The organism is Clostridium culturomicium (assembly GCF_000821305.1).
Lineage (GTDB): Bacteria > Bacillota > Clostridia > Clostridiales > Clostridiaceae > Clostridium_J > Clostridium_J culturomicium.
This window is the reverse complement of record NZ_CCXK01000017.1, coordinates 1,111,870-1,137,117: the sequence shown is the minus strand read 5'-3', so window position 1 is coordinate 1,137,117 and position 25,248 is coordinate 1,111,870. Positions and strand designations below refer to the sequence as shown.

The following is a 25,248-nucleotide window of genomic DNA, read 5'->3' as shown; positions in this document are numbered from 1 at the left end:
GGTAAAATGTTTTTGTGATATAAGGCTTTTCTAGATAGGAGGATATATGCCAAGAATTAGAAAAGTAGAAAGTAAAAGAAGCAAGAATGAGCGAGTTGTGTGGAGGGTTGCAGTTTATATACGTTTATCTAAAGATGATGGAAATGACGAAAGTTTGAGTGTTACAAATCAGAAAAAAATTATCCAAGAATATTTGGAAAAGTTCTTTGAAGATGAATATACCCTTGTTGATGTTTATGTTGATGACGGAATAAGTGGGACAACAGATGATAGCCGTATATCTTTTTTACGAATGATTGATGACGTAAAATTAGGACTGGTTAATTGTATTATTTGTAAGACACTAGCAAGGACATTTAGAAACTATGCAGACCAAGGATATTATCTAGAAGAGTTTTTTCCACTTTATAAAACAAGGTTCATATGTTTAGGAAGTCCATCATTTGATACGTATAAAAATCCAGAATCTATTACAGATGGTATGGATGTACCAATTACAGGGCTTATGAATGACCGATATGCGGCTAGAACTTCCAATGATGTAAGACGTACATTTAATATGAAACGTCGTAATGGCGAATTTATTGGTGCTTTTGCTCCTTATGGATATAAGAAAGACCCAGAAAATAAAAATGCCCTTATTATTGACGAAGAAGCAGCTGAGGTCATTCGAAATATTTATCATTGGTATGTAGAAGGTGGGATGAGTAAAATAGGTATTGTGAAGCATTTGAATGAACTAGGAATACTTACCCCAATTGATTATAAGCACAGTAAAGGATTGAATATTAAAACACCACAGCAAGCTAAAAATGATGGTATGTGGAGTATTACAACAATATGCACGATTTTAAAAAATAGAATGTATGTTGGAGATATGGTGCAAGGAAAACAGCGTATTATTAGCTATAAAGTGCATAAATCAATATCTACACCAGAAGATGAATGGTTTATTGTAGAAAATACACATGAACCAATTATTAGTCGTGAACTCTTTGAAAAAGCTCAGTCATTATCAAAGCGAGATACTCGTACAGCTCCAAAGCAAAAGAAAGTTTATTTGTTTTCAGGATTTTTACGTTGCGTAGATTGCGGTAGAAGTATGACAAAAAAAACTAACCGTAAGAAAATGGCAGATGGTACGGTCAAGACTTATGTATATTATGTATGTAGCACTAATTCTTTTAAAAGTAGGAGTATGTGCAGTAGACATAGAATTAGTATTGAAGGTTTGACAGAAGCGGTTTTGAAGGCAATACAAATGCAAATATCTCTTATAGGAAATATGGCAAAGATTATCGAGAAAATCAATCAACAGCCAGCTGTTAGTAACAAATCTTTACATTTTGAAAAGCAGTTGAAAGGTAAAGAGAAAGAGTTGGAAAAAATGGTTAATGTGATAGACGGTTTATATATGGATTGGAAATGTGGAGATATAAGCAGAAGCGAATATGCTAGAATGAAATCTAAGTTTGAATCTAAAGCTAGAGAAATAGAAGAGGTAATTGCTAATTTAAAACTTGAAGTGGATATTGCTTCAAAAGGGGTTGGAAGTAACGACCCATATTTAAAGAGATTTTTAAAGTATGAAAATATAAAAGAATTAAATCGTGGAATCTTGATTGAGTTGATAGATACAATATATGTTTATGAAAATAATAAGATTATGGTTAAATTTAATTTTGAAGATCAACATCAAAGAATGCTGGAATTTATAGAAAGTAACAGAATCACATCTGAAAAAGAAGAATGAATATAAGTTCTTTATCTTATAACAAATCTACAAAGACTGTCTAACAGTGTTATCTATATAATTATCTTTCCAATGGAGCTGGAAAAACAACTACCATCAGAAATTTACTTGGATTTATTAGACCAATAAAGGGTGAATGTTTCATAGATGGTATGGATTGTTATAATGATGCAGCTAAGATCCAGGAGAATCTTGGATATTTACCTGGAGAGATAACCTTTCTTGAAGATTTATCAGGAAAACAAATGTTGGATTTTATTGCATCTATGAAGGGCATTAAAGATAAGACTAGGATGAATGAGCTCATGAATATTTTTGAACTTGACCCAAGAGGAAAGATTAAGAAAATGTCAAAGGGTATGAAACAGAAAATAGGAATTATTTGTGCTTTTATGGGAAGCCCAGACATTATTATTTTAGATGAACCTACCAGCGGTTTAGATCCATTGATGCAAAATCGATTTGTTGAACTTATTTTAGAAGAGAAGAGTAAGGGTAAAACCATATTTATGTCTTCCCATATCTTTGAGGAAGTGGAGCGTACCTGTGACAGAACTGCCATTATTAAGGAGGGAAAAATAGCAGCTATAGAAAATATGGAATCTTTAAAAGCTAAGAAGAGAAAGTTTTATACTTTAGAATTTGAATCTGAAAAGGAACTTTTAAGATTTAATGAAGAGAACCCTTCAATTAAGATAATTGAGGTTCTTGGTAAAAATGTAACAGTTGCAGTTCAAGGTGACATAGTTAAATTTTTAAGTACAGTTACTAAGTACAAAATAAAAGATTTAGATGTTAAGAGAGAAACCATTGAAGAAATATTTTTACATTTCTATGGAGGTGAAAAATAATGATTTCTTTACCCTTATTTAAAAGAAATATGCTTTATACAGCAAAGATTGGAATTATTTTTATAGCTATATTAACCATGTATACCACTATGATTATTTATATGTTTGATCCAGCCATGGCAGAAATGTTGACTCAATATCAAGAAATGATGCCGGGAATAATGGCAGCAGTGGGAATGACTGGTTCAACAGGAACCTTACTAGCATTTATAAATACTTATCTTTATGGCTTTATAATGCTTGTAATACCAATGGTGTTCGAAATTATTTTAATTAATAAATTTGTAATGAAGTATGTGGATAATGGGTCAATGGCATGTCTTTTATCAACTCCGAATACAAGAGTAAAAATTATTATTACGCAGCTAACTTCTTTAATATTAAGTGTGGCATTACTTATTACTCTAATTACAGGTATAGGACTTTTATCATGTGCCATAATGTTTCCAGGAGATTTGGATATAGGAAGATATCTTCAGCTTAATTTAAGTGCATTTTTACTTCATATGCTAATAAGTAGTATAGGATTTTTGGCAGCCTGCTTTTTTGATGAATCCAAGGGGTTCTTTGCTGTGGGTGCAGGTCTTCCAATACTTTTTTACTTAATTCAAATGATATCTAATGCAGGAGAAAAGTTTAAGGATTTAAAATATTGCACTATATTTACTTTATTCCCAGGAGATAAAATAGTTGAAGGAATCAGCGGCGTTTTAAGCTTAAATGTGACTATGGCTGTTATGGCAGCAGTGCTATTTATTTTAGGTGTAATAAGGTTTAAGCAAAAGGATTTGTTTATTTAAAATATCTCGAATTAAAATAATCCCAGAAGGTGTTATGCCTTCTGGGATTATTTTAATTATTCATTATCTTGTTCTTTTTTCTTTCCGATTAGTATTAAAGAGCTAACGCCTAGAGTCATTAATCCAGCAGTTCCTAATAAACTGCTACCAGCTATAGCACAAGTTTGAGGAAGGCTTGTATCATTATCTTTTTTAGAAACTGTTATATTACAAGTGTCAGATAACTTACCATCCTTAGATTTCACAGTAATCTTAGCTTTACCAGAGCCTATAGCTGTAACAACATGTAGCTACCTTTTTATCAGAAGATGACCATACAATTTCAGACATTTCAGCATCGGTTGGTTTACCAGAAGCTTTAATAGTTATATTATCACCAACATTTAATTTTGTGTTATTTTTGTTTAAGATGATTTCCTTAGTTTCAGGCTTTGTAGGAGGTACTTCGGAAGCTTTAACATTAATGATACAGCTATCACTGAATTTTTCATATTTATTAGTGACAGTTATCATATTTACCAGCAACTTTACTCTGCCATGAGGCTGAGTTTTCTTCAGATCTTTCTTTGATAATTGTCAAGTCTTTAGCGTTCTTTTCTTCATTGCAAGTTCATATTCGAATTCTCTACCTGGGGTTCCAGGTGGATGAGTTACGGTTAAGTTAACTTTTATATAAAAAGATTTAAAATTGAAATCGAATGTGGTAAAATATGGTATAGAACTTTGTAATTTACTCTCAGTTGGGATTTCAAAAAATAAAAATATATTCAAGTGGGGGAATAGAAATGAAAGCCATGAATAAAAATCAAATTATTGGTGGGATAATGGGTGCTATTGTAGGAGATGCATTAGGGGTTCCAGTAGAGTTTACTTCTAGAAAAGAACTAATGGAAAATCTGGTTGACGATATGAGGGAATATGGTACTTACAATCAGCCTAAAGGGACTTGGTCAGATGATAGTAGTATGATTTTATGTACAATTGAAAGCCTACTCAACGGTATTGATTATGAGGATTTAGGAAGAAAGTTTTGCAGATGGTTGGAAGATGCTTATTGGACGCCTTATGGTGAAGTTTTTGATGTTGGAAGAACAACCTTTAGTAGTATTATTTCCATGCAAAATGGAAGAAGTGCCTTGGAATCAGGACTGGATGGTGAATATGATAATGGAAATGGCTCTTTAATGAGAATTCTGCCCTTGGCTTTTTACTTATATAATACTGAACAGGAAAAGCGAGAAGAGATAGTAGCAAAAGTTTCATCTATAACCCATAGCAATGGAATAAGTATTTTTGCCTGTTATCTATACGTAGAATATGCCATAGGGCTTTTAGAAGGGCTGGGCAAGCGTCAAGCTTATAGCAGGATTCAAAAAATAAGGGGAAGAGGTTATAGAAAAGAAGCCTTTAGGCGAATCCAAAATGGAGACATAAGTTCTTATAGAATGGAGGATATATATTCTTCAGGATATGTTATTCATAGTTTAGAGGCAGCTTTATGGTGTTTTATAACAACAACTTCATATAAAGAATGTGTCTTAAAAGCTGTAAATCTAGGCGATGATACAGATAGCTTAGCTTGTATTGCAGGTGGCTTGGCAGGGATATTTTACGGATATAATAAAATTCCAGTAGAATGGATTAATGCAGTTGCAAGAAAAAATGATATTTTAAAACTGAGTGATGCATTTATTGTAAAATTAAAGGAAAAAGAATCGTTTAATTAAAGGATAATAAAAAGGTTTATAGAATATATCTTTGAGGTGATAATATGATAATTAATTTAAATGAGGAAGAAGCACTTCATATTTTAGACAGCCTTCATGGAAAATATATGAGTTCAAAGGTGTATTTTAAAAATCATAGCTCTGAATTAGAGACAATTGGGGTGACAGAGCCTGAAACGTTGAAGACTTTATATAACAATTTACTAGAGCAGATGCAAGTTCAAGGAGAATATAAATTTTTAGATAAAATTAAATAGGACTTTATACAATTAGGGGGATAATAAATGAAAATACTTATAGCATATACTACAAGGTATGGTGCAGCTGAAGCTTGTGCAAAGAAGCTTGCAGAGGAATTAAATGGAGAATGTGATTTAGTTAATTTAAAGGAAGCAAAGAATGTTGAAATATCCAAGTACGATAAAGTAATTCTTGGTGGTTCAATATATGCTGGAAATTCTCAAGCAGAGTTAAGAGCTTTTGGTTTGGAGAAATGTGATGAATTATGTAAGAAACCCTTAGGACTATATCTTTCTTGTATGGGGTTTGATGCAGCATCAGTGGAATCATACTTTTGGGCAACTTTTCCTGGGGAGCTATTAGATCATGCATGTGCAATTAAGTCTTTTGGCGGAGTATTTGATTTTAAAAAAATGAACTTTTTTGAAAGAACTATTATTAAAATGATGGGAAGAAATGAATCGGCTAAAAAAGGTGTTAAAAATCTTTTAAATGGAAAAGAAAAAATAAACACTATTTCGTTAAGTAGAATAAATAAGTTTGCGAAAGATGTAAATACGGCAATCCATATGGATAAAGAGAAAGTACTTAATTTTACAGATATAAGCAAATAATACTTAAAAGGATTTATAACTCATAGAAAACTAACATTAAATTATTTGTTTGTTGTAAGTTTTCTATGAGTTCATTTTTTCTGTTTTTTTAATTTTGAATTGCGTAAGTAACCGTTTAGATAAAATAAAATGGCCACAGCTAGTTGAAACCAGCAAATATGAGATTTGTTTTTAAAATAATATGCAAAGGATAAAATGAAAATAAAGCTGCCAACTAACCAACAGTTTCTTTCGGTTTTTAAGGTCACAAAAGCACCTCCATATAAGTACGTATTAATTAATTTGCTAATAGAGTGAATTTATGATCATATAATCTATTATTATATGATTATATGTGATTAATAATTATTATGTATGTTTTTTAGTGTTTTAGAACAATTAATTATTATTAAAAAAAGATATATGGAAAAGATAAAATGGATGAAATGAATATTGTTGCAAATATAATGTATTGGTATAATGAGAAAAAGGAGTGATGATTTATGTTGAAAAAGTTTGCAGCAGAAGCGTTAGGCATAAGTGATATTGGTAAAATTCTTTCACCTAGTGATTATAATAAGGTTGAGGCTGATGATTATGTAATGCATGAGGACGATGAAAAAATATATTTTCTCATCAAATCAAGAACGGATGAATACTGTTTTACTAACTTAGCTTTAATCCATGTTGATGGAACAACGGCAATTAGCTCAAAGAAAACTTTGAGAAGATATGATTACTATGAAAATCCAATTAGCAACGTATTTTTAGAAACTGCTGGAACAGTAGATTTAGATGCTGAAATTAAGTTTTCTATAGGTCAAGCTAATCTTTCTATTGATGTAGATAAAAAACAAATTGAACAGCTTAAGGATTTATATAAGACCTTAATTAGAATTGGACAAATTTCACGTCATAACAATAGCTGCTTAGAGTTTAGCAGAAGAAGTCTTGAAACTGCAACCGCAGTTTTAGATGGTGCAAAACTAGAGGGTGTAGCAATTGAAGAGAACTTTGAGAAAATCAATAATTATGCTTTTAATTGGCAGCTTGAATCAATAAAAAAATATGTTGTAAAAGATTTTGGCTATGTATTTGAAAAATATATAAATAACTAGTTTTAAAAATAAACAGTGCGCTGAAATTAATCGGTGCACTGTTTATTTTTAAGTTCAAAATGTTCATCAATGTTTTTTATTTTTTAGCATTTTTAAATGTATTAAGCAAAAGTACAATTCCATTCATTGTAAAATTCCTCAAGAAAATCTTCCATGTATTTATGACGTTTTTCAGCTAATATTCTACCAGTATTAGTATTCATTAAATATTTAAGTTTTAATAATTTCTCATAGAAGTGATTTATAGTATGATTTTCTTCGGTTTTTACTTGATTTAAGGTTGTAAAAGTTTTAGGGGAAATATGGGGGTCATATATTACTTGTTTTTTACTTCCACCATAGGTAAAAGTTCTTGCAATGCCAATGGCACCAATTGCATCTAATCTGTCAGCATCTTGAACAATCATTCCTTCAATTGTATGTTGAGTAGAATCAACCACACCACCTTTGAAGGAAATTGTTTTAATAATATAGCATATTATTTCAATGATGTCTTTACTTACACCAATGGAATTCATAAAATCTTCAATTCTTGAAGTAGTAGTTTCGTTATTTAAGGAAAACTTCCAATCATCAATATCATGAAGAAGGGCTGCAAGAGAAACTATAAAGGTATCCGCTCCTTCTTTTTCGGCAATATAAGAAGCGGTTTTATAAACACGTAGTGCGTGGTAATAATCATGTCCACTACCTTCACCAATTAATTTGCTTTTTACGAACTCTTTTGTTTCGTTTAATATTTTATTTTTATTCATTCAATCACCGCCTAGAAATTATTTTAGCATAAAAAATGTGAATAGTAATAAATAAAATGGATTATTAACCATAAATAAATTATGATTATGCTATAATTTTATATAAGAAACTAATACTTACAATTTGAAGTGATGAAAAATTAAAATAATTAAATTAATTATTTTAGAAAAAGGAGGAATTTATATGAAGGAACCTAGATGTAAAAAAATAAATAAAGGAACTGCTTTTATTATAATAGGTTTAATACTGGGGGTTATCTTTGGAGTTCTAATTAGTGCAATAGCTATAAATTTTATGGGTACATATTTTAAAGAAGAAGGAATATTAATGGAAATAATAAAAGTTCTAATAGTATTTGTTTTAGTTTTAGCGTCCTTTTTAATTCAAATTATTATTCATGAAAGTGGACACCTTGTTTGTGGATTATTATCAGGATATACATTTGTATCTTTTAGAATAGGGTCAGCAACGATAATAAGGGATGAAGGAAAATGGAAGATTAAAAAATTTAGTATACCTGGAACTGGAGGACAGTGTTTATTGATGCCGCCAGAAGAAGATGAAGAAAGGGTACCATTTATTCTATATAACCTTGGAGGTGTAATTTTTAATTTAGTTTTTGGGATTATGCCAATTTTAATTGTTGTATTTTTCAATGAAACAGCACCTTGGTTAAAGGGTTTTCTTTTAGTATTTGGGGGTGTTGGGATTATTAGTGCACTTCTTAATGGGATACCATTAAAGATTACGGGGATAGCAAATGATGGCAGTAATGTAATGTCAATGATTAAGGATAAGGAAGCAAGGAAAGCTTTTTATAGCCAATTGAGGTTTAATGGACTTTTATCAATGGGGGTAAGACCAAGAGAAATGAATATAGATGACTTTAAATTCCAAGGAGGAGATGCTTCGAGTCCATTAAATATAGCGTTGATTTTAATGGAGTATAATTATTATCTAGATAAAATGGAATTTGAAAAAGGGCGTGAGCTACTGAATAGCTTAAATCCATATTTAAATAATATTTTAGGTATATATAGATATGAGATTGCTTGTGAAAAGATATTCTTAGAATTGGTTTTAAATGGTGAAAGTAATTTAGTGCAAAGGTTATATAATAAAGAGCTTCTAAAGTATATAAATGCTTGCAAAGGAATGATAAGCAAGAAAAGAGTTGAGATGTCCTATGAGCTCCTTTTTAAGAGAGATATAAATAAGGCTAGAGTAATATATGAGGAAGGAAAGGCGCTAGCAAAGACTTATCCAATTAAAGGTGAGATTGAAATGGAATTAATGCTTATGGATTACTTAAATAACATAAATATAAATCAATCAAATAATATATAAAAAAGCCTCAGCTTTTGTTTAAAGCTGAGGCTCTTTTTACGTAATAAACTTTATTAAATAGTCAAATCCAATTCTATATCCTATTGAAAAGGCTAATATACCTCCGATTAAAAACATAGAAAGAGTTCGTCCTGCTCTTGCACCAAAATGATCACCAAATGTATATCCAAGGACAAGGGATGGAATAGTAAAAACTAATGAAAAATAAACTGCTTGTCCATTTCCAAACTGAAAATCAGCAGCGGCTGTTCTTAAACTAAGAAGACTTAAGATATCTTCTCCTATTGAATAATAAACAAATTGACAAACTAATATAAGGCCAATTAAAAACAGGGGAAGCGCCAAGGTGCCAACACCTATTTTTTTCTTAAATATTGTCATTATATCACTCCTTCGATAATTATGTAAAAATATGTACAATATTCCTTAACTTATTCTACCATAAATTTAATGAATTTAGAGTATATTCTAAATATTTATATTTTAAAATACTAAAAAATTTATAAAAATTCATTACATAATATATACATTTTAGGAAATACTACCTTTATGAGGGAAACTCCTTCTTATATTTATTCGAAGGATAGCTTAAAGATTAAGTTTCAGTAACCAAATCCTTGATTTGGACTGTGACTTAGTTTTGTATTAACCAAATCAAAGATTTGGATATTTACTTAAGGAGTGAGTTATGTGAGTAGTTATGATATGTTGATATACTTATCAATGAGCTTTTTCCTATATGGTTTTTTAGGCTGGATAATAGAAAACCTTTTTTCATATTTTGCAAAGGGACATTTACAAGAGGATGGATTTTTAAGCGGTCCGTTTAAACCTATGTATGCCATTGCAATGACAATATTAATATTTTTTGCTGAATTTACAAAAATAAATTTGATAATTTTGTTAGGATTATGTTTTATTGTGCCTACAATAGTAGAATATGTTACAGGATATTTAATTAGAAGATATTTTCATAAGAATTATTGGGATTATTCTGAGCTTAATTACAATTATCAAGGGCTAGTTTGTTTAAGTTTTTCTTTTGCTTGGACTGTATTAACTTTTATAGGCATTAAATATTTTCAACCATTTATAGTTAATACTATATTTGATATAATCTCACCAATAGCATTTTTAATCGTAGCATTTCTTAGTATAATAATTCTGGTTGATATTGGAACAACTTTTATTAAAGAATTTAACCTTCAAAGAGTAAGGATTAAGAATTAGAGTGCATGAATAATATAAAATTTATAAAGGCAGTATAGTAAACTTTACTATACTGCCTTTAATTATTTTAATCATTTGAAGCTGTAAGGTTTTTTTGTTTGATTGTTACAAGTCCAATGCTTAAAAAAGTTAAGGCAAAGGCAGTTAATATCATAAACTCAAAAAGAACTGGCTTCAGTGTTGTAAAGTTGAATTTTGACATTGAACTAATGGTATCATTGACGTGAACATACCAATAAACAGGATTTATCATAGATAGTTTAACAACTGCAGAACTTAACATTTCTTGTGGAACAAAAGCACCACCTAAGAAGCAGCTTCCTAAGGCAACGCAGTTGCAAATAGCATAAACAGAATTTTTGGTGGCAATATTTCCAATGAAAAAGCTTAAGCTCAATGCTGTTATTGTAAAAATAAGAGAATTTATTATGTGCAATAATCCATTGATAGTGATCATTTCTGAAGGATACATTATAAAGGAAATTATTATGAATAATATCCAGATAAATAATGATAAAACAATGTGTCCTAAGAACAATTGAAGATTGAAGCTTTTTATTCCAATTGGAGAGCAAAGATTTCGCATTTTTAAATCCTTACCATTAAAAATACCAGAAATTAATGAAATTCCTAAAATTAGCATACATAAAAGGGGATAACATAGATAGTTGAAGTAATAGTAAGATCCATTTTTATCTTTAAGGACTTCACCGTTATTTAAGGTAATTTTACTTTCTACAGCTAAATCTTTTTCTACCAAGGTTCCTATTTCATTAAAGTCTTTAATAGCAGTAGTTTTTAAATATAAGCTAGTGGTGTTTAGATAGTTATTAATCATATTTTTCACTAAAACACTGCTAGTTGAATCAGGAATGCTTTGAGTTTGAAGAGAAAGTGGAGTTTCAGTGTTAAAGGCATCTCCAAAACCTTTCGGTATTGTAATAACTAGTTCACTATCTCTAAAGAAGAGGGAATCTTTTATGCTATCTTTATTGTTTTCAAGTGTTACTACAGTAGAGTTAGCTTTAATAAAATTTTCAACATTGTCAGCTAATGGAGAATTATCTTCATTAAAAACTGCAACCTTACATTTAGTAGTTTCAAATCCTGTGGAGGAATTATTTCCTGTAGTACTAAACATTATTGACATTGCAATAAATATAACAGCATACATAAATAATGACCAGAATACACTTTTTCTTATAATTTTAAAATATTGCTTAAATACTTGCATATTGCTGCCTCCTTAGTACTAAATAAGTTATTATTATAAATATAATACCTAGAGTCCCTAGAAGACCTAGATTAATAAAATATCTGGTGAACCCATCGTAATAATATAGGGAATAAAGTCCGTCAGTTATTAGATTAGCAGGATTAATGTATGATACAAGGGGTACATATTTTTGTACTAAATATTTTACTTGAACAGCCATCATACCAGATAAAAAAGAACCTACCATAGTGATAACAAGAATTACGGCGGTCTTTATGCTCAATTTTTTGTTGATTAGTGCACTAATCATGGTTCCCATAGAAACTGCCGCAAAGCAAGCTACAAAAGCAAGAAGGATTACAGGACCTAAGGTAGAACCAAAATCTACTTTTAGAATTTTATTTATAAATAAAATATAAATAAAAACTATAGAGAAATGATAAGTCATGGTAGCACATAGAGAAGGCAGAAATATCTTAAGTTTATTTTCAGGAGCAACATTTATTCTTGCAGCTCTTGGAGATTGATTTGCCTGGATATTTAATATGTCATCACAACCAAAGTTTGCACCAAGCAAAGTTACCATGGCAATTAAGGTATAAAAGTAGATAACCACAATGTTAGTGGAATTTCCTATGGAAATTTCTTTGGTGTACACATTCATTGTTGAAACTTCTTCAAAAAAATTATTTTGAAGTGCTTCAGGATTTGTTTTTATGATATTTTCAATGGTTGAACTACGCTGTTCATAGGTATCAACAAACTCCTTTAGTATTGATTGATTAATACCTGATTTGCTAACGATAATGGAAATTTCATTACCTTCATTTATATAACCAGAAATTTCATTCGAAGCAAGAAGGACTTCAGCTCTTTTCTTGTCTACTTTTTTAATGTTAAATAAATCACTTTCTTTTAGTGCATTATCAAAATTTGTAGTTTCTTCAAATTTACTTACAACAGCTATATCTATTTTCTGAAATTCTTCTCCATTCATAATGTTTGAAAAAGCTACGTTAAATAAGAGAGCTAAAATTACGGGGAAGGCTAAGGACCAGAAGGTACTTATTTTGTCTTTGAGTTTAAGCTTTAATTGATATTTATATATATGAAAAAACATAGAAATCCTCCTTTAATCACGAAGCTGCTTACCAGTAATCTCTAAAAATACATCATTTAGAGTTGGAAGTTCAGAATAAATTTTTCCATAGGAAATATTATTATTTTCAAGAATATCTGTAATTTTGCCAAGACTACTGTTAGAACTTTTAGTTTTTATTGTTAGTAAATTATCTAGATATTCAACGGAGGTAACCTTCGGAAGAGCATATAAGGATTTTAACTGGTTTTCTTGAATACCAAAGGCTTCAATTACCACTTTTTCTCCATGAGATATCATTGACTTTAATTCTTCCTTTGTACCATTTGCAATGACTTTACCTTTATCCATGATGGCAATAGAGGTACAAAGTTGCTCAATCTCCTCCATATAGTGGGAGGTGTATATTATGGTTGCACCATCTTCATTTAGTTTTTTTATTCCCTCAAGGATATGATTTCTGCTTTGAGGGTCTACAGCAACGGTAGGCTCGTCTAAAATTATTAGTTTTGGTTTATGGGCAATTCCACAGGCAATATTTAATCTCCTTAGAAGGCCGCCACTTAGTTTTTTTGGAGTGAATTTTTTGAACTCGCTTAAGCCAACAAATTCAATGGCTTCTTCAACTAAAGCCTTTCTTTTTTTCTTGTCTTTTATATAAAGTCCGCAGAAGTAGTCAATGTTTTCATAAACACTCAAATCATCAAATACAGCTACATTCTGCATTACTATTCCGATGTCTCTTTTCAAATCATAAGCCGTTGGAGTCATCTCTTTACCGAATACTTCAATACTTCCTTTATCAAATTTAAGAAGGGAAAGGATACAGTTTATTGTAGTGGTTTTTCCAGAACCATTTGGTCCAAGAAGACCAAATATTTCTTTTTCCTTAATGCTTAAATTTAAATGATCTAATGCTATTAAATCTCCATATCTTTTAACTAGGTTTTCAATTTTTACTATCATAATACAACCTCCATAAGTGACATTTTAAATTATTGAGATATATACATAAATTTTAAGTTTGAACTACTTCCTTTAAATAAATACTATGAGTAGTTTCTATAATTTTATTTTATGATATTTTTAATATGGCAGTAAGTGTTAAATGTCATCACTTACATATGACAAATGTAATATTTATGAATTCATGTTAAAATGTTGAGAAGTATATGATATTATTTATTTACTTAAATAATATTTAAATTGGGATGTTGTAAAGGGGGAATTATTATTACCAGCAATATTTTAAATAAATTGATAATTTTTATTGGAGTACTAACAATGCTTCTTCTTAGTTATGATACAAAAAGTGTTATAATACCAATGCTGGTTATCATTTCCATATCGGCAATTATAGAGTTCTTTGCTAGTGAGAGGGTTAATGTAGCCTTATGCATTTTGCTCTTGATTCTTTCCTTTGTTCAGCCGGCATTTTTATTAGGCATTCCTCTAATTTTATATGATTTATTTTTAACTAATCGAAGGATAATAGCAGCTGCTGTCCTAATACCATGGATTGTAGAACTTCAAAATTTTGAACCCCATATTAATATGTTTTTATCAGTTATGATTATAATTAGTTTTATATTAAAATATAAAGCAGTACAATATAGAAAGCTTCATGAAGAATACATAAGAAAAAGAGATGAACTTATGGAAATGTCTATTAATCTTGAAAAGAAAGTAGATGATTTGATAAATAGAGAGGATTTTCAGGTAAAGCTTGCAACATTAAATGAGAGAAATAGAATTGCACGAGAGATTCATGATAATGTAGGACATCTGTTAACCAGTTCAATACTTCAAATAGGTGCTGTTCTTGCAATTTCAAAGGAAGAGGTTACAAAGGCAATGTTAACAAATATAAAAAGTACACTTGATGAAGGAATGAATTCAATTCGAAATAGTGTACACAATCTTCATGAAGATTCAGTAGATCTATATATTCAGCTTAAAAATATAGTTGAAGATTTTTCCTTTTGTGAGGCTGTTTTAAACTATGAAATTAATATGGATTTAGATATAAATTTAAAATATGCTTTGATAGCAATTATAAAAGAGGCTTTAGCTAATGTAATGAAACATTCTAATGCAACTAAAGTTACCATAAGCCTTTATGAACACCCAAAGCTTATTCAATTGATTATTATTGATAATGGAACAAAAAAGCAAGCTAGGAAGGATAATGGAATTGGATTAGAGGGAATAAGAAACAGGGTTAATAATTTGAATGGAATTACTAATTTTGATGATATAAATGGATTTAAGATATTTATTTCAATTATGAAGGGAGAGGGTTAAAATGAAGATAGTTGTAGTTGATGATGATAAATTAATTTGCATGTCACTAAAAACAATTATAGAGGCCTCCAGCTCCATTGAAGTTAAGGCTTTAGGATATAGTGGAGAAGAAGCTATAGAGCTATATAATGAGTATAAACCAGATATAATGCTTATGGACATACGAATGGACGGTATGACGGGATTAGAAGCTGGTAAGTCAATTTTAAAAAAACATAGTGATGCTAAGATATTATTCCTTACTACCTTCGAAGATGATGAATATATAATTACAGCTTTAAAGCTTGGAGCTAAAGGGTATATTTTAAAGCAGCATTTTGAAGGAATTGTATCTGCATTAAAGGCAGTTTATGGAGGGCAAAGTGTTTTTGGACAAGAAGTTGTATCTAAGCTTCCTTCAATTTTAAAAGAGACTAATCATAAAAAGGATATATCACAATTTGATTTATCCGAGAAAGAATTTGATATCATAAATCTGGTCTCAAAAGGGTTTTCAAATAAAGAGATAGCTAATGAATTATTTTTAAGTGAGGGGACAATTAGAAATTATATAAGTTCCATCTTAGAAAAACTAGAGTTGAGAGATAGAACACAGTTAGCAATTTTTTATTTTAATAATTTAACTTAATATTTATCTTTAGTTATGAAGGTATCAAAAGTTTCATTATACTTATATTATAAAGTAGGAATCAATTTCATAGAAGGTGAAGAGATGACCAATGCAAGCTATGGCAGCAGCACTACATCAAATACTTCAGCTGGCAATAGTGATTACATAAAGATGAGTGAGAATGATAGAGTAGCAATTGAACTACTTAAAATTTTGCTGAATGGAAATATAATTAGTTTTATTTCAGACATTTTATCCATACAGGCAACGACAAATGGAATTAAGGCTATTTACAAGAAGTATACTAATAGTGAGGAGATGATATATAATCCTGATGCTTTAGTCGTTTACTCTATTTATGCAGGAATTTTTGCAAGAATTATTATAATGAGTGTGGGATATAGAAAGTTTCAACTGGCATATAAATCAGTTATGAGTGGTGACAATACTGTGAACATCGACAACTTCATAAAAATTAATTTTGCTAATGCAGTATTTCTATTTGGAGGATTAATAGCATTAGGTGTATCAGAAAATATCTATGAAAATGGAAGGTTAAACATATTTGTCTAATAAAAAAGTAAGGCATATAAAGTATTATGTAATACTTTATATGCCTTATTATAGTTTAAGCCTTTAAGTATAAGTTTAGCCATATTTCATGGCTTTATTTTTATCAACTTCTACTCTGGTTTCAAAGGAGAACTCCTCAAGACTATTTGAAATATACTTTGTATCAGGAGCTTATCAAGAATTTGAAGGGCGTTTATTAATACAACAAATTTTTGATAACTTTGCTTAGAAAAGAAAATGACCTTGTGGAAAGGTAAGAATATGGCTATAATTTAATGTGCAACTATTAGGAAAAATATTATTTTTCTAAAAAAAGATGGTTGTTGGTAGAGATAAAAGAGTTAATATGAGCTTATTATTGAAAATATAAAGGTGAAGGGATGAGAAACGTAGGGAAAATATCAAGCGAAGGGAAGCAGGGGAGTTTTTAATAAAATACTATAAATAGGGGGTTCTTTTTAAACCTGAAATTGGAATATGATTTAAAGAAAGACTTTTGATTAAAACAAGTGATTTTGAATGGGGGAAAGATTTTGGACAAGATATGTAAAATTAAAAAAGAAAATTTGGGTATTATTGGTTTAATTATAGTGACAATATTCTGGGGATTTGGATTTCCAGCCTTAAAAATAGTAGGAGAGTATTTTCCAACTTTTTATATGATAGGTTTTCGTTTTGGAATTGCAGCTATCACATTAAGTATTTTATTTTATAAGAAATTGAGATTAATAGATAAGAAATTAGTGAAAAATGGATTAATTCTATCCTTATTTTTATTTTTAACATATATTTTTGCAACGGTAGGAATTATGTATACGACTTCATCAAGGGCATCGTTCTTTACCTGCATTCATGTTTTATTAATTCCATTTATATTAAGAATATTTTTAAATGTCAGAGTGACAAAGAAAACTATTATTAGTGTTGTTTTCTGTACCTTAGGATTATTTCTATTATCTTATACTAAAGAAATGGGATTAGCTTTTTTCAGTGGTGATTTAATATGTGTTCTGGGGGCTCTTTGTTATGGGTTCCATGTGGTAATTACAGGGGTTTTGGCAAAGGACAATGATGCTGCATTGCTAACCATTATTCAGTTATTTTTTGTATCAGTATTTGGATTTATAATTGCCTTTTTTACTGAAACTATGCCAATAGCACCATCAGGGCTAAGTGTATTTACCTTAATTTTACTAGGCGTTTTCTGTTCAGCTATAGCTTTTTATCTTCAGACGGCATGTCAAAAATTTATTAGTTCAGACCGAGTAGGTGTAATTTTTTCTTTAGAACCTGTATTTGGAGTAATTGCTTCTTATATTGTTTTAGGTGAAAGTCTTGGTGCTGCAGGGATACTTGGAGGTATATGTGTTTTTATTGCTTTATCTTATCAGGAAAGTGATATTAAGTTTCGGAAAAAAGAAACTCCTTCACAATTAGAAGTGAAGGAGTAAGAGTTTAATTCATTTCCGTTAAGTGCTTCCAATATCGCGTTGGCATCATTCTCTTTTGGCAGGTAGGATTTTTTCTTTCCTCTATATTAACGGATTTATAAAATTCTTTCCATAGGTCCTCAAAGTTATCCATATGAGAGGAGAGCATAAGCTCTTCTCCTTTTTTATTTTCAAGAGGAGATATAGTTACTTCAGTTTTATTATAGATTATGGCAAGATTTCTTTTTAAATCATGAATAATAAAATTTTGGTCTGAGAATCTACTGATAAAGTGATCTGTTAAAAGTGGTAGAATATTATGGTCTGGCTCTATAGGTGCATAAAAGGTTAAAGGTCCAATTTCTTTAAATCTTACAAAACCAGTAAAACGATGACTTTCATAGGATACTCTTTTACAGTATCTATCCACTAAAATAATGATGTCGTTATTTTTAGCCATGTTTATTTTATCTCCATATTTATAACATAGTTTAATATAGTTAAAAATTAAGGTTTCTACACCTTGGATTTCGCTTAAATATAGATAATATACATTTCTAAGGGTGGAAGGACTTAATTTATTTTCTATACTTTCATAAACTCTTTCAAATTTATCTTGTTCAGTTTTAATTTCTTTCGGTTCCGTAATTAAGGATGGTATATAGTTATCCTGTGAGGTTATTTTAACATCCTCCTTTAGTGGATACCCATAGAATATACAAGTAAGCAAGCCCTCGAAGGAACCATCATATATAAATTCTTTCATTAAAAACTCCTTTACACCATTCTATAATTCACCAGTGATATAGGAACTTCTATCTTCTAATAGAAGAGTTTTATCCTGAACTGGTGGAAGAGCAGTTGATTTACTTAAAGCAGGGATGTCAAATAGGCTTAATTGTTTGCAGTCTTCATTTTCTACATAATTTAAATCAATTTTAGGCTTAAGGGCTGCTCTAACCTTTTCTTCATCTAAATCTACTGCACCATAATATTTCCCTTTGCAAACCACAAAATATTGAGCCCTTTTTATAACAACTCCAAGTTTTTTTAAATCATAAAAATTTAAAAAGGAGATTTTTCTAGCATTAATAATTTTCATAGCTCCTTTAATTCCTATACCTGGAATTCTTATTAAGGTTTCGTAGGGGGCTGTGTTTATTTCCACAGGGAAAATATCAAGGTTACTAAGAGCCCAATTGGTTTTTGGGTCAAAATTAATATCAAAGTTTGGTGTTTTTTCATTTAATATTTCTTTAGCTTTAAATCCATAGATTCTTAAAAGCCAGTCCCCTTGATACAAGCGGTGCTCACGAAGGGTTGGAGGATTTTTCAGCTCAGGCAGATTATTTCCTGAATTAACAGGTACATATGCAGAGTAATAAACTCTTTTCAGAGCATAGCTATTATATAAATTTTCACTTAGATTAAGGATATTTAAATCATTATCTTTTGTAGCTCCAACTATAATCTGGGTTGATTGGCCTCCAGGAACAAAGAGGGGAGCTTTACGGGAAAATTTTCTTTCACTCTTGCTGATTAGGATATTTTCCTTAATTGATTTCATAGGTGTGAAAATTTCCTCCTTCTTTTTCTCAGGAGCCAAAAGCTTAAGAGATGAATCAGAAGGAAGCTCAATATTTACGCTCATTCTGTCAACGTAGAGTCCAGCTTCTTTTATTAAAGTATCATCAGCACCAGGAATAGCCTTTAAATGGATATATCCTCTGAAATTATGTTCTATACGAAGCTTTTTTACAACGGCAGTAAGCATCTCCATGGTATGGTTTGGATTTTGTATTACAGCAGAGCTTAAAAAAAGTCCTTCAATATAATTTCTTCTGTAAAAATTCATAGTTAAAGAAATAACTTCTTCAACGGAAAAGGCGGCTCTTTCTACATTATTTGTTCGTCTATTTATACAGTAGGCACAGTCGTATATACAGTAATTAGTAAGAAGAATTTTTAACAGAGAAATACAGCGTCCATCTGGAGTAAAGGAGTGACAGATTCCTCCTTCGGAAGTTGAACCTAAGGCACCTTTTGCACTTCCACGTTTAGAACCAGAGGATGAACATGAAACGTCATATTTTGCTGCACCACTTAAAATTCTTAGCTTATCACTTAAATCCATTTAATCACCTTCTTATATATCATATATAACTAGTATACTTGAACATTTGTTCGTGTTCAAGGGGGATTATTAATATCTAAAAACTTCTTATTGCAATACTAAAATATATTATAAAATTTGACTTTTAAATAAATATATGTTATTGTTTCAAGAAAGAATAAAAAAAGGGGAGCTTGTGTACAGGCTGAGAGGAAGTGTTAAACTTCGACCCATAACCTGATTTGGATAATGCCAACGTAGGGAGTAAACGATGTTTTTTCATGGGATGCACTTAGTTTGGTGCATCCCATTTGCTTTTTAGCGAATATACAAGTCTCTGATTTTGTCTTCACGAACTTAAGTGGTTTTCTAAAAATGATACTCCAGAAGTGATGTTCCAGAAGTGATACTCCAGAAGTGATGCTCCAAATCTATGATTTGGTCAGCAGAACTTCCACAGTGTCATCTTTGATTTAGAAAATCAAATTTACTCAGAAGAGCACTTCTTCGAATGAATATGAGAGGGGGGGATCCTAAAACAAACATTGTACAAGGAGGGAAAAAATGAATTATTTAATTTATGGAGCAGCCTTTATTTACTTAATTATATGTGTTTTAACCATAAAAAAAATAAAGTTAAATGCTAAGAGTATGTGTATTATCGGAATTGTAACAGCAATGACACTGGTGTTAAGGACTATTAGAGTTCCATTACCAACAGGAGCTTCAATTGCTTTGTTAGGGGTTTTACCACCAATGCTGTTAGCACTAACTTATAACTGTGAGCTTGCGGTCTTGAGTGGATTAATTTCAGCACTTTTATCAATAATTGTGGTTCCAGGCTATGCGTTAGTTCATCCGATGCAGTTATTTGTTGAACATATTCCTGCTTTATCAATTTTAGGTTTCGCAGGAGTTCTTGGATGTGAAAAGAAAATGAATGTGATAGCTGCTTCATTAGGAGTCATTATTATAAATGTTACTTTTCATATTTTTTCAGGAGCCATATTCTTTGGACAGTATGCGCCACCAGGATTAGGGCCTTGGGCATATTCTATTACATATAATATTTCCAGTCATGGAGTAGAGGGAATAATAGCGGTAATCTTATTATCTTTTATGCCACTAAAAAATATTAAAAAAGTTATAGGGGGAAGAAGTTATGTCATTAATCAAGAAAGCAGTAAGTAATTCTATGTACATATGGAAAGGGTATATGAAACATCCGTTTATAAAAGAATTGAGCACAGGAGAACTGTCAGAGGAGAGATTTAAAAACTATATAATTCAAGACAGTTTATATTTAATGGATTTTGCAAGAGTATACGCATTAGGAATGTACAAGTCTAAGACTTTAAAGGAAATTCAAAATTTCTATAGCATTTTAAGTTTTGTTAATGCTGATGAGACTGCAACACGTATAAAATACCTAAATAATTGGGGAATAACACAAGAGGCAATAGAAGGAACAGAAATGAAAAAAGAAAATAAGGATTATGCAGAATTTATGCTTAGCATTGCTTTAAAGGAGGAAATACCGGAAATATTAATGGCCACATTGCCATGTATGTTTAGCTATAATTTTATTGCGGAAGAAATAATTAAGGAAAACCCCCAGGTTAAGTCAACAAAGTATTGGGATTTTATTAAGGATTATAGCAGTGAATCTTATAAAGAATGCTGTGTTCAGTGGGCTACATATGCAGATGAGTTATGCCAGGAAATGGATGAAGTGAGGCAGAAAGCTTTAGTAGAAATTTTTAAGAATGCAAGTATCCATGAAATGAATTTCTGGGACATGTCATATTTTAAGTTCAATAAATAGTGATATGTAAAGTTCGTTTAGGTGAATTTAAGATTTTGTGGATAAATTTCCTAGGAAATAAATGTAATAAAGTTCTGTTAAAAATATCTTATGTATAAAAAAAAATCCTTTGGTAAATATAACGTTAATAATCTTATTTTTGATAAATAAGTGGTTTATTGAAGGAGGAATAATATGGCTAATAATCTATATGGTCATTCTCTAAGTAACAGTAGTATGCCTCAAAGTGAAGATAATAGCGAAGTAGAATTAGCTTCATATATGGATGACAATTGCGGTACTTGTGCTAGATGTGGAAATAGAGAATATTTAAGCAGTAATAAATTATGCAGCAATTGTAATGAAACTTGGGGATAGTAAGTAGAATACTACAAATCATCTTTAAATTTAAATGTTTATGCACAGGGAGTATGCGTTAGAAAAGCATACTCTTTACTTTTAAATAAAGTAAGCTTTCCAACAAGTTATGATGAATTAAAAAGGTTAATTGAGAATATATTTTATTATGACTAAGTTTCCGACTAAGGATAAAACCATGGTTAATGGTAGTGATGTAATTTAGTTGGGGGTGTTTTAATGGAAGAGATAGAAGTTGATAGATTCGTTATTGAGTATACAATTGGAGAAATAAGATACTATACAGATTTTGCAAAAGGAAGTATTGAGCTAAGGAAGGATGGGGTGATAATAACAACTTTTGAAAGGGATATTGAGTATAGCGATGAATATGACTATGGTTATGGATATAATTATGATTTACCTAAGAAGGAAATCTTTGAATACAAAATAAATCCTTGGGAAATTCAAAGAGTATTTTTTAATAGATATGATTTATCATCCTTAACTTCAGATATGGATGATGAAGTGGAATCAAGTGAAGGAAAATGGAAGATTACAATAGAAACTGAAAAAGATTGTTTTAGCTTTAAAGGAACAAAGTATCCAGAGCCCTATGGAGAAGAATTCTTTGATGCATTGAAACGACTTGTAAAATACAAGGTCATACCAGATCTGCCATAAAGGCTGCTTTGAAAATAACGGGCTAATATTAAGTTGTTAGTTTATTTTTTATTTGATTTTATCTTTCAGTTTTATATTAAATTTGTACATCACCAAATCCAGTAAGAAAAATTAAAAATGTACTAAATTCTAAGAAATGTACATATATAGATAGTAGTTTGTGAAATCAGGGGGATGATACATATGTGGTTTAAGATAAAATGTGGAGTTATGACATGTATAATAATTATTGCAGTTTTTATGGCAAGAGATTTAAGTAAACCTTTATGGGAAAATAGTTATGACATGAGTTATGAAAGCAATATTACAGAACAATCAGTAGCCGTTGGAGCTTTTGGTGGAGAAAATTTAAATAAGGAACCTGAAATAAGAACAGAACGAATTCCAACCTTTAAACATATGGTGGATTTAGTTTCTAAAGGTGCAGTACCATTAATCATGTATTTACTTTCTGTACTGTGTTTAGTTGATTTAATAAAAAGTACTTATGACAAGTATAATAAGGAAAAGGACTTAATAGACAAGACCCTTTATATAATGTTAATTCTAGGGCAGATGGGACTCATAGGTTTAATATCATATTATGTAGTTACAATATCATTTGAAGTTTTAGTTATTTGGTTGTTATTCACTTTAATGGTTACTGCTTTAGTTTATCTAGGTCCAGGTCTTGTACAGTATAGAAGAAGGTATAAATAAATTTAATGACATATCAATTTTGATATGTCATTAAATTTTCATGTGTATGAAAATTTAAGTAATATATATAGGATGACGAAGATTGGCAAACTACGCGATTTGTATATTAAAGTAAAATATAAATTAATGAGCAATTAATGGAAAAGTAAGTATTTGCAATGGTTTCTCCACGTTGAAGTGTATAGGATTACATTCAGAAAAATTAAATTATATAAAAAATTAAAAAACTATTGAAAAATCAAGAAAAATATCATATGATGTAAAAGGAGAGAGGTACTAGTAATAATTTTACTAGTAACAAATTGTTTGTGGTTATTAAAAATATTTTGTTATATGATTAAATATAATTATGTAACAGTATTTTATGGACAAGCATTCTATAATTGAAGCTTTCTTAAATGATTTAATTGAAAATATATTAACAACAGCTTATATGATTTAAGTGTATAAGCTTTCCTTTGAAATGGGATAGTTAAAATTTTATCATTACGAAAGTGTGGATATGTTCATATACTCCAAAAGGGATTTAGCGATAAATTCCTATGTAATATTTAAACATAGTTCGCTGGGGAACTAATTTAATTTATGAAAAATTTTAAAGAAAACTTTTTAATTTTTTAATTAATGATTAGATTGGTATGAATTGTGCTTTAAACCTTTACAAATCAATGAGCTTTTAATATCTGAAATGAGTCAGTTAAATAAAAGCCAATAAACACCATTATTTTTAAACTTAAAAGATAAATAATTAACAAACAATTAAAATTTATTAGAAAAAATGGAGGTTATTGTAATGAATTTTTCATTCACAAAGGAACAAGAACTTGTAAAACAAATGGTTAGAGAATTTGCCATTAACGAAGTAAAACCAATTGCAGCTGAAATAGATGTAACTGAAAGATTTCCAATGGAAAACGTTGAAAAAATGGCTAGATATAATATGCTAGGGATTCCATTCCCAACTGAATTTGGTGGAGCAGGTGGAAACAACGTTTCTTATGTAATGACAGTAGAAGAACTTTCTAAGGTTTGCGGAACTACTGGAGTTATAGTTTCAGCACATACTTCATTATGTGCAGCTCCAATATACCAATTTGGTACACAGGAGCAAAAGGAAAAATACTTAGTACCACTTGCAAAAGGTGAAAAACTAGGTGCTTTTGGTCTTACAGAACCAAACGCAGGAACAGATGCTGCAGGACAACAAACTACAGCAGTTCTAGATGGAGATAACTACATCCTAAACGGATCTAAAATATTCATAACAAATGGTGGAGTTGCTGATATTTTCGTAGTATTCGCAATGACTGATAAATCAAAAGGAACTAGAGGAATCTCTGCATTCATCGTTGAAAAAGGCTTCCCTGGATTCTCAATAGGAAAAGTTGAAGAAAAGCTTGGAATAAGAGCATCTTCTACTACAGAGCTTGTATTTGAAAACTGTGTAGTTCCAAAAGAGAATATGCTTGGAAAAGAAGGAAAAGGCTTTGGTATTGCAATGAAAACTCTTGATGGAGGAAGAATTGGAATAGCTGCTCAAGCATTAGGAATAGCTCAAGGAGCTTTAGACGAAGCTGTTGCTTACATGAAAGAAAGAAAACAATTTAATAGATCATTATCTGCATTCCAAGGATTACAATGGATGGTTGCTGACATGGACACTCAAATCGAAGCAGCTAGAAACCTAGTTTATAAAGCTGCTTACTTAAAGGATGCAGGAAAACCTTACACAGTTGAAGCTGCAAGAGCAAAATTATTCGCTTCAGAAGTTGCAATGGATGTTACAACTAAGGCAGTTCAATTATTTGGTGGATATGGATACACTAAAGAATATCCAGTAGAAAGAATGATGAGAGATGCTAAGATAACTGAAATCTATGAAGGAACTTCTCAAGTTCAAAGAATGGTTATCGCAGGAAGCTTATTAAAGTAGGAGGTAAGGAA

Annotated in this window: 28 protein-coding genes and 1 riboswitch; of the genes, 19 read left to right on the top strand and 9 right to left on the bottom strand. The window is 30.4% G+C overall.

Annotated features, from left to right (window positions below; all coding sequences use genetic code 11):
• Nucleotides 1-46 precede the first annotated feature (46 nt).
• From BN1075_RS17770 to BN1075_RS17760, 3 genes are all read left to right on the top strand, one after another.
• Nucleotides 47-1,753: a recombinase family protein gene (locus BN1075_RS17770; RefSeq protein WP_040194637.1), complete on the top strand. Its 1,707-nt coding sequence runs from the start codon at nt 47-49 to the stop codon at nt 1,751-1,753.
• A 95-nt stretch (nt 1,754-1,848) separates the two neighbouring features.
• Nucleotides 1,849-2,604 carry an ABC transporter ATP-binding protein gene (locus BN1075_RS17765; protein WP_081911652.1) on the top strand — a complete coding sequence of 252 codons (756 nt, stop codon included), beginning with the start codon at nt 1,849-1,851 and terminating at the stop codon, nt 2,602-2,604.
• Nucleotides 2,604-3,404 (top strand): ABC transporter permease subunit, encoded by an 801-nt coding sequence (locus BN1075_RS17760; RefSeq protein ID WP_040194636.1) that lies wholly within the window; start codon nt 2,604-2,606, stop codon nt 3,402-3,404. Before BN1075_RS17765 ends, BN1075_RS17760 begins: the two co-directional genes overlap by 1 nt.
• 56 nt (nt 3,405-3,460) lie before the next feature.
• Here BN1075_RS17760 and BN1075_RS17755 read toward each other — a convergent pair whose 3' ends face one another.
• The gene (locus BN1075_RS17755) at nt 3,461-3,649 is read right to left on the bottom strand and encodes a hypothetical protein (RefSeq protein ID WP_040194635.1); all 189 of its coding nucleotides are present in this window, start codon (nt 3,647-3,649) and stop codon (nt 3,461-3,463) included.
• A gap of 13 nt (nt 3,650-3,662) precedes the next feature.
• Nucleotides 3,663-3,917 carry an Ig-like domain-containing protein gene (locus BN1075_RS17750; RefSeq protein WP_040194633.1) on the bottom strand — a complete coding sequence of 85 codons (255 nt, stop codon included), beginning with the start codon at nt 3,915-3,917 and terminating at the stop codon, nt 3,663-3,665.
• 272 nt (nt 3,918-4,189) lie between these two features.
• On the opposite strand from BN1075_RS17750, the gene BN1075_RS17745 reads away from it, so the two are divergent.
• From BN1075_RS17745 to BN1075_RS17730, 4 genes are all read left to right on the top strand, one after another.
• A complete protein-coding gene (locus tag BN1075_RS17745) occupies nt 4,190-5,131 on the top strand; it encodes an ADP-ribosylglycohydrolase family protein (RefSeq protein ID WP_197072340.1) in 942 nt (313 codons plus the stop codon).
• A gap of 44 nt (nt 5,132-5,175) precedes the next feature.
• On the top strand, nt 5,176-5,388 hold the full coding sequence (locus tag BN1075_RS17740) for a hypothetical protein (RefSeq protein WP_040194632.1): 213 nt from the start codon (nt 5,176-5,178) through the stop codon (nt 5,386-5,388).
• A 27-nt stretch (nt 5,389-5,415) separates the two neighbouring features.
• Nucleotides 5,416-5,985: a flavodoxin domain-containing protein gene (locus tag BN1075_RS17735; RefSeq protein ID WP_052406631.1), complete on the top strand. Its 570-nt coding sequence runs from the start codon at nt 5,416-5,418 to the stop codon at nt 5,983-5,985.
• Nucleotides 5,986-6,467: 482 nt separating this feature from the next.
• Nucleotides 6,468-7,082, top strand: a complete 615-nt coding sequence (locus BN1075_RS17730) for a PH domain-containing protein (protein WP_040194630.1) — start codon at nt 6,468-6,470, stop codon at nt 7,080-7,082.
• A 101-nt stretch (nt 7,083-7,183) separates the two neighbouring features.
• On the opposite strand, the gene BN1075_RS17725 is transcribed toward BN1075_RS17730, so the two are convergent.
• Nucleotides 7,184-7,837: an HD domain-containing protein gene (locus BN1075_RS17725; protein ID WP_040194629.1), complete on the bottom strand. Its 654-nt coding sequence runs from the start codon at nt 7,835-7,837 to the stop codon at nt 7,184-7,186.
• A 184-nt stretch (nt 7,838-8,021) separates the two neighbouring features.
• On the opposite strand from BN1075_RS17725, the gene BN1075_RS17720 reads away from it, so the two are divergent.
• A complete protein-coding gene (locus BN1075_RS17720; RefSeq protein WP_040194628.1) occupies nt 8,022-9,185 on the top strand; it encodes a site-2 protease family protein in 1,164 nt (387 codons plus the stop codon).
• 36 nt (nt 9,186-9,221) lie between these two features.
• Here BN1075_RS17720 and BN1075_RS17715 read toward each other — a convergent pair whose 3' ends face one another.
• Nucleotides 9,222-9,566 (bottom strand): hypothetical protein, encoded by a 345-nt coding sequence (locus BN1075_RS17715; RefSeq protein ID WP_040194627.1) that lies wholly within the window; start codon nt 9,564-9,566, stop codon nt 9,222-9,224.
• Nucleotides 9,567-9,875: 309 nt separating this feature from the next.
• Here BN1075_RS17715 and BN1075_RS17710 point away from each other — a divergent pair, with 309 nt between their 5' ends.
• Nucleotides 9,876-10,415 carry a putative ABC transporter permease gene (locus BN1075_RS17710; RefSeq protein ID WP_235777833.1) on the top strand — a complete coding sequence of 180 codons (540 nt, stop codon included), beginning with the start codon at nt 9,876-9,878 and terminating at the stop codon, nt 10,413-10,415.
• 67 nt (nt 10,416-10,482) lie between these two features.
• Here the strand turns inward: BN1075_RS17710 and BN1075_RS17705 are convergent, their stop codons facing one another.
• From BN1075_RS17705 to BN1075_RS17695, 3 genes are read right to left on the bottom strand one after another with little or no spacing between them, the layout of a single operon-like run.
• A complete protein-coding gene (locus tag BN1075_RS17705) occupies nt 10,483-11,649 on the bottom strand; it encodes an ABC transporter permease (protein WP_040194626.1) in 1,167 nt (388 codons plus the stop codon).
• On the bottom strand, nt 11,636-12,751 hold the full coding sequence (locus tag BN1075_RS17700) for an ABC transporter permease (RefSeq protein ID WP_040194624.1): 1,116 nt from the start codon (nt 12,749-12,751) through the stop codon (nt 11,636-11,638). The genes BN1075_RS17705 and BN1075_RS17700 overlap by 14 nt, the downstream gene beginning before the upstream one ends.
• A 12-nt stretch (nt 12,752-12,763) precedes the next feature.
• Complete coding sequence (locus BN1075_RS17695) at nt 12,764-13,696, bottom strand: ABC transporter ATP-binding protein (RefSeq protein WP_040194623.1); 933 nt, start codon at nt 13,694-13,696, stop codon at nt 12,764-12,766.
• Between the two features lie 291 nt (nt 13,697-13,987).
• On the opposite strand from BN1075_RS17695, the gene BN1075_RS22280 reads away from it, so the two are divergent.
• The 4 genes from BN1075_RS22280 (at nt 13,988) to BN1075_RS17675 (ending at nt 17,668) form a co-directional block, all read left to right on the top strand.
• A complete protein-coding gene (locus BN1075_RS22280) occupies nt 13,988-15,034 on the top strand; it encodes an ATP-binding protein (RefSeq protein WP_235777832.1) in 1,047 nt (348 codons plus the stop codon).
• Between the two features lies 1 nt (nt 15,035).
• Nucleotides 15,036-15,662, top strand: a complete 627-nt coding sequence (locus tag BN1075_RS17685; protein WP_040194621.1) for a response regulator — start codon at nt 15,036-15,038, stop codon at nt 15,660-15,662.
• Between the two features lie 15 nt (nt 15,663-15,677).
• Nucleotides 15,678-16,217 (top strand): hypothetical protein, encoded by a 540-nt coding sequence (locus tag BN1075_RS17680; protein WP_148315539.1) that lies wholly within the window; start codon nt 15,678-15,680, stop codon nt 16,215-16,217.
• A 533-nt stretch (nt 16,218-16,750) separates the two neighbouring features.
• The gene (locus tag BN1075_RS17675; RefSeq protein ID WP_040194619.1) at nt 16,751-17,668 is read left to right on the top strand and encodes a DMT family transporter; all 918 of its coding nucleotides are present in this window, start codon (nt 16,751-16,753) and stop codon (nt 17,666-17,668) included.
• 4 nt (nt 17,669-17,672) lie between these two features.
• Here the strand turns inward: BN1075_RS17675 and BN1075_RS17670 are convergent, their stop codons facing one another.
• Both BN1075_RS17670 and BN1075_RS17665 read right to left on the bottom strand, forming a co-directional pair.
• The gene (locus tag BN1075_RS17670) at nt 17,673-18,413 is read right to left on the bottom strand and encodes a TIGR03915 family putative DNA repair protein (protein ID WP_040194618.1); all 741 of its coding nucleotides are present in this window, start codon (nt 18,411-18,413) and stop codon (nt 17,673-17,675) included.
• A 21-nt stretch (nt 18,414-18,434) separates the two neighbouring features.
• On the bottom strand, nt 18,435-19,781 hold the full coding sequence (locus BN1075_RS17665; RefSeq protein ID WP_040194616.1) for a putative DNA modification/repair radical SAM protein: 1,347 nt from the start codon (nt 19,779-19,781) through the stop codon (nt 18,435-18,437).
• Nucleotides 19,782-19,936: 155 nt separating this feature from the next.
• Nucleotides 19,937-20,041, top strand: a riboswitch (TPP riboswitch).
• Between the two features lie 283 nt (nt 20,042-20,324).
• Between BN1075_RS17665 and BN1075_RS17660 the strand changes: the two genes are divergently transcribed.
• From BN1075_RS17660 to BN1075_RS17635, 6 genes are all read left to right on the top strand, one after another.
• Entirely contained in the window at nt 20,325-20,951 is a 627-nt protein-coding gene (locus tag BN1075_RS17660) for an energy-coupled thiamine transporter ThiT (protein ID WP_040194615.1), read from the top strand.
• Nucleotides 20,923-21,585, top strand: a complete 663-nt coding sequence (tenA, locus tag BN1075_RS17655; protein WP_040194614.1) for a thiaminase II — start codon at nt 20,923-20,925, stop codon at nt 21,583-21,585. The genes BN1075_RS17660 and tenA overlap by 29 nt, the downstream gene beginning before the upstream one ends.
• Nucleotides 21,586-21,759: 174 nt before the next feature.
• Nucleotides 21,760-21,942 (top strand): hypothetical protein, encoded by a 183-nt coding sequence (locus tag BN1075_RS17650; protein ID WP_040194613.1) that lies wholly within the window; start codon nt 21,760-21,762, stop codon nt 21,940-21,942.
• Nucleotides 21,943-22,161: 219 nt separating this feature from the next.
• A complete protein-coding gene (locus tag BN1075_RS17645) occupies nt 22,162-22,605 on the top strand; it encodes a hypothetical protein (protein WP_040194612.1) in 444 nt (147 codons plus the stop codon).
• Between the two features lie 183 nt (nt 22,606-22,788).
• Nucleotides 22,789-23,304 (top strand): hypothetical protein, encoded by a 516-nt coding sequence (locus BN1075_RS17640; protein WP_040194610.1) that lies wholly within the window; start codon nt 22,789-22,791, stop codon nt 23,302-23,304.
• Nucleotides 23,305-24,097: 793 nt separating this feature from the next.
• The gene (locus BN1075_RS17635) at nt 24,098-25,237 is read left to right on the top strand and encodes an acyl-CoA dehydrogenase (RefSeq protein ID WP_040194608.1); all 1,140 of its coding nucleotides are present in this window, start codon (nt 24,098-24,100) and stop codon (nt 25,235-25,237) included.
• Nucleotides 25,238-25,248 lie beyond the last annotated feature (11 nt).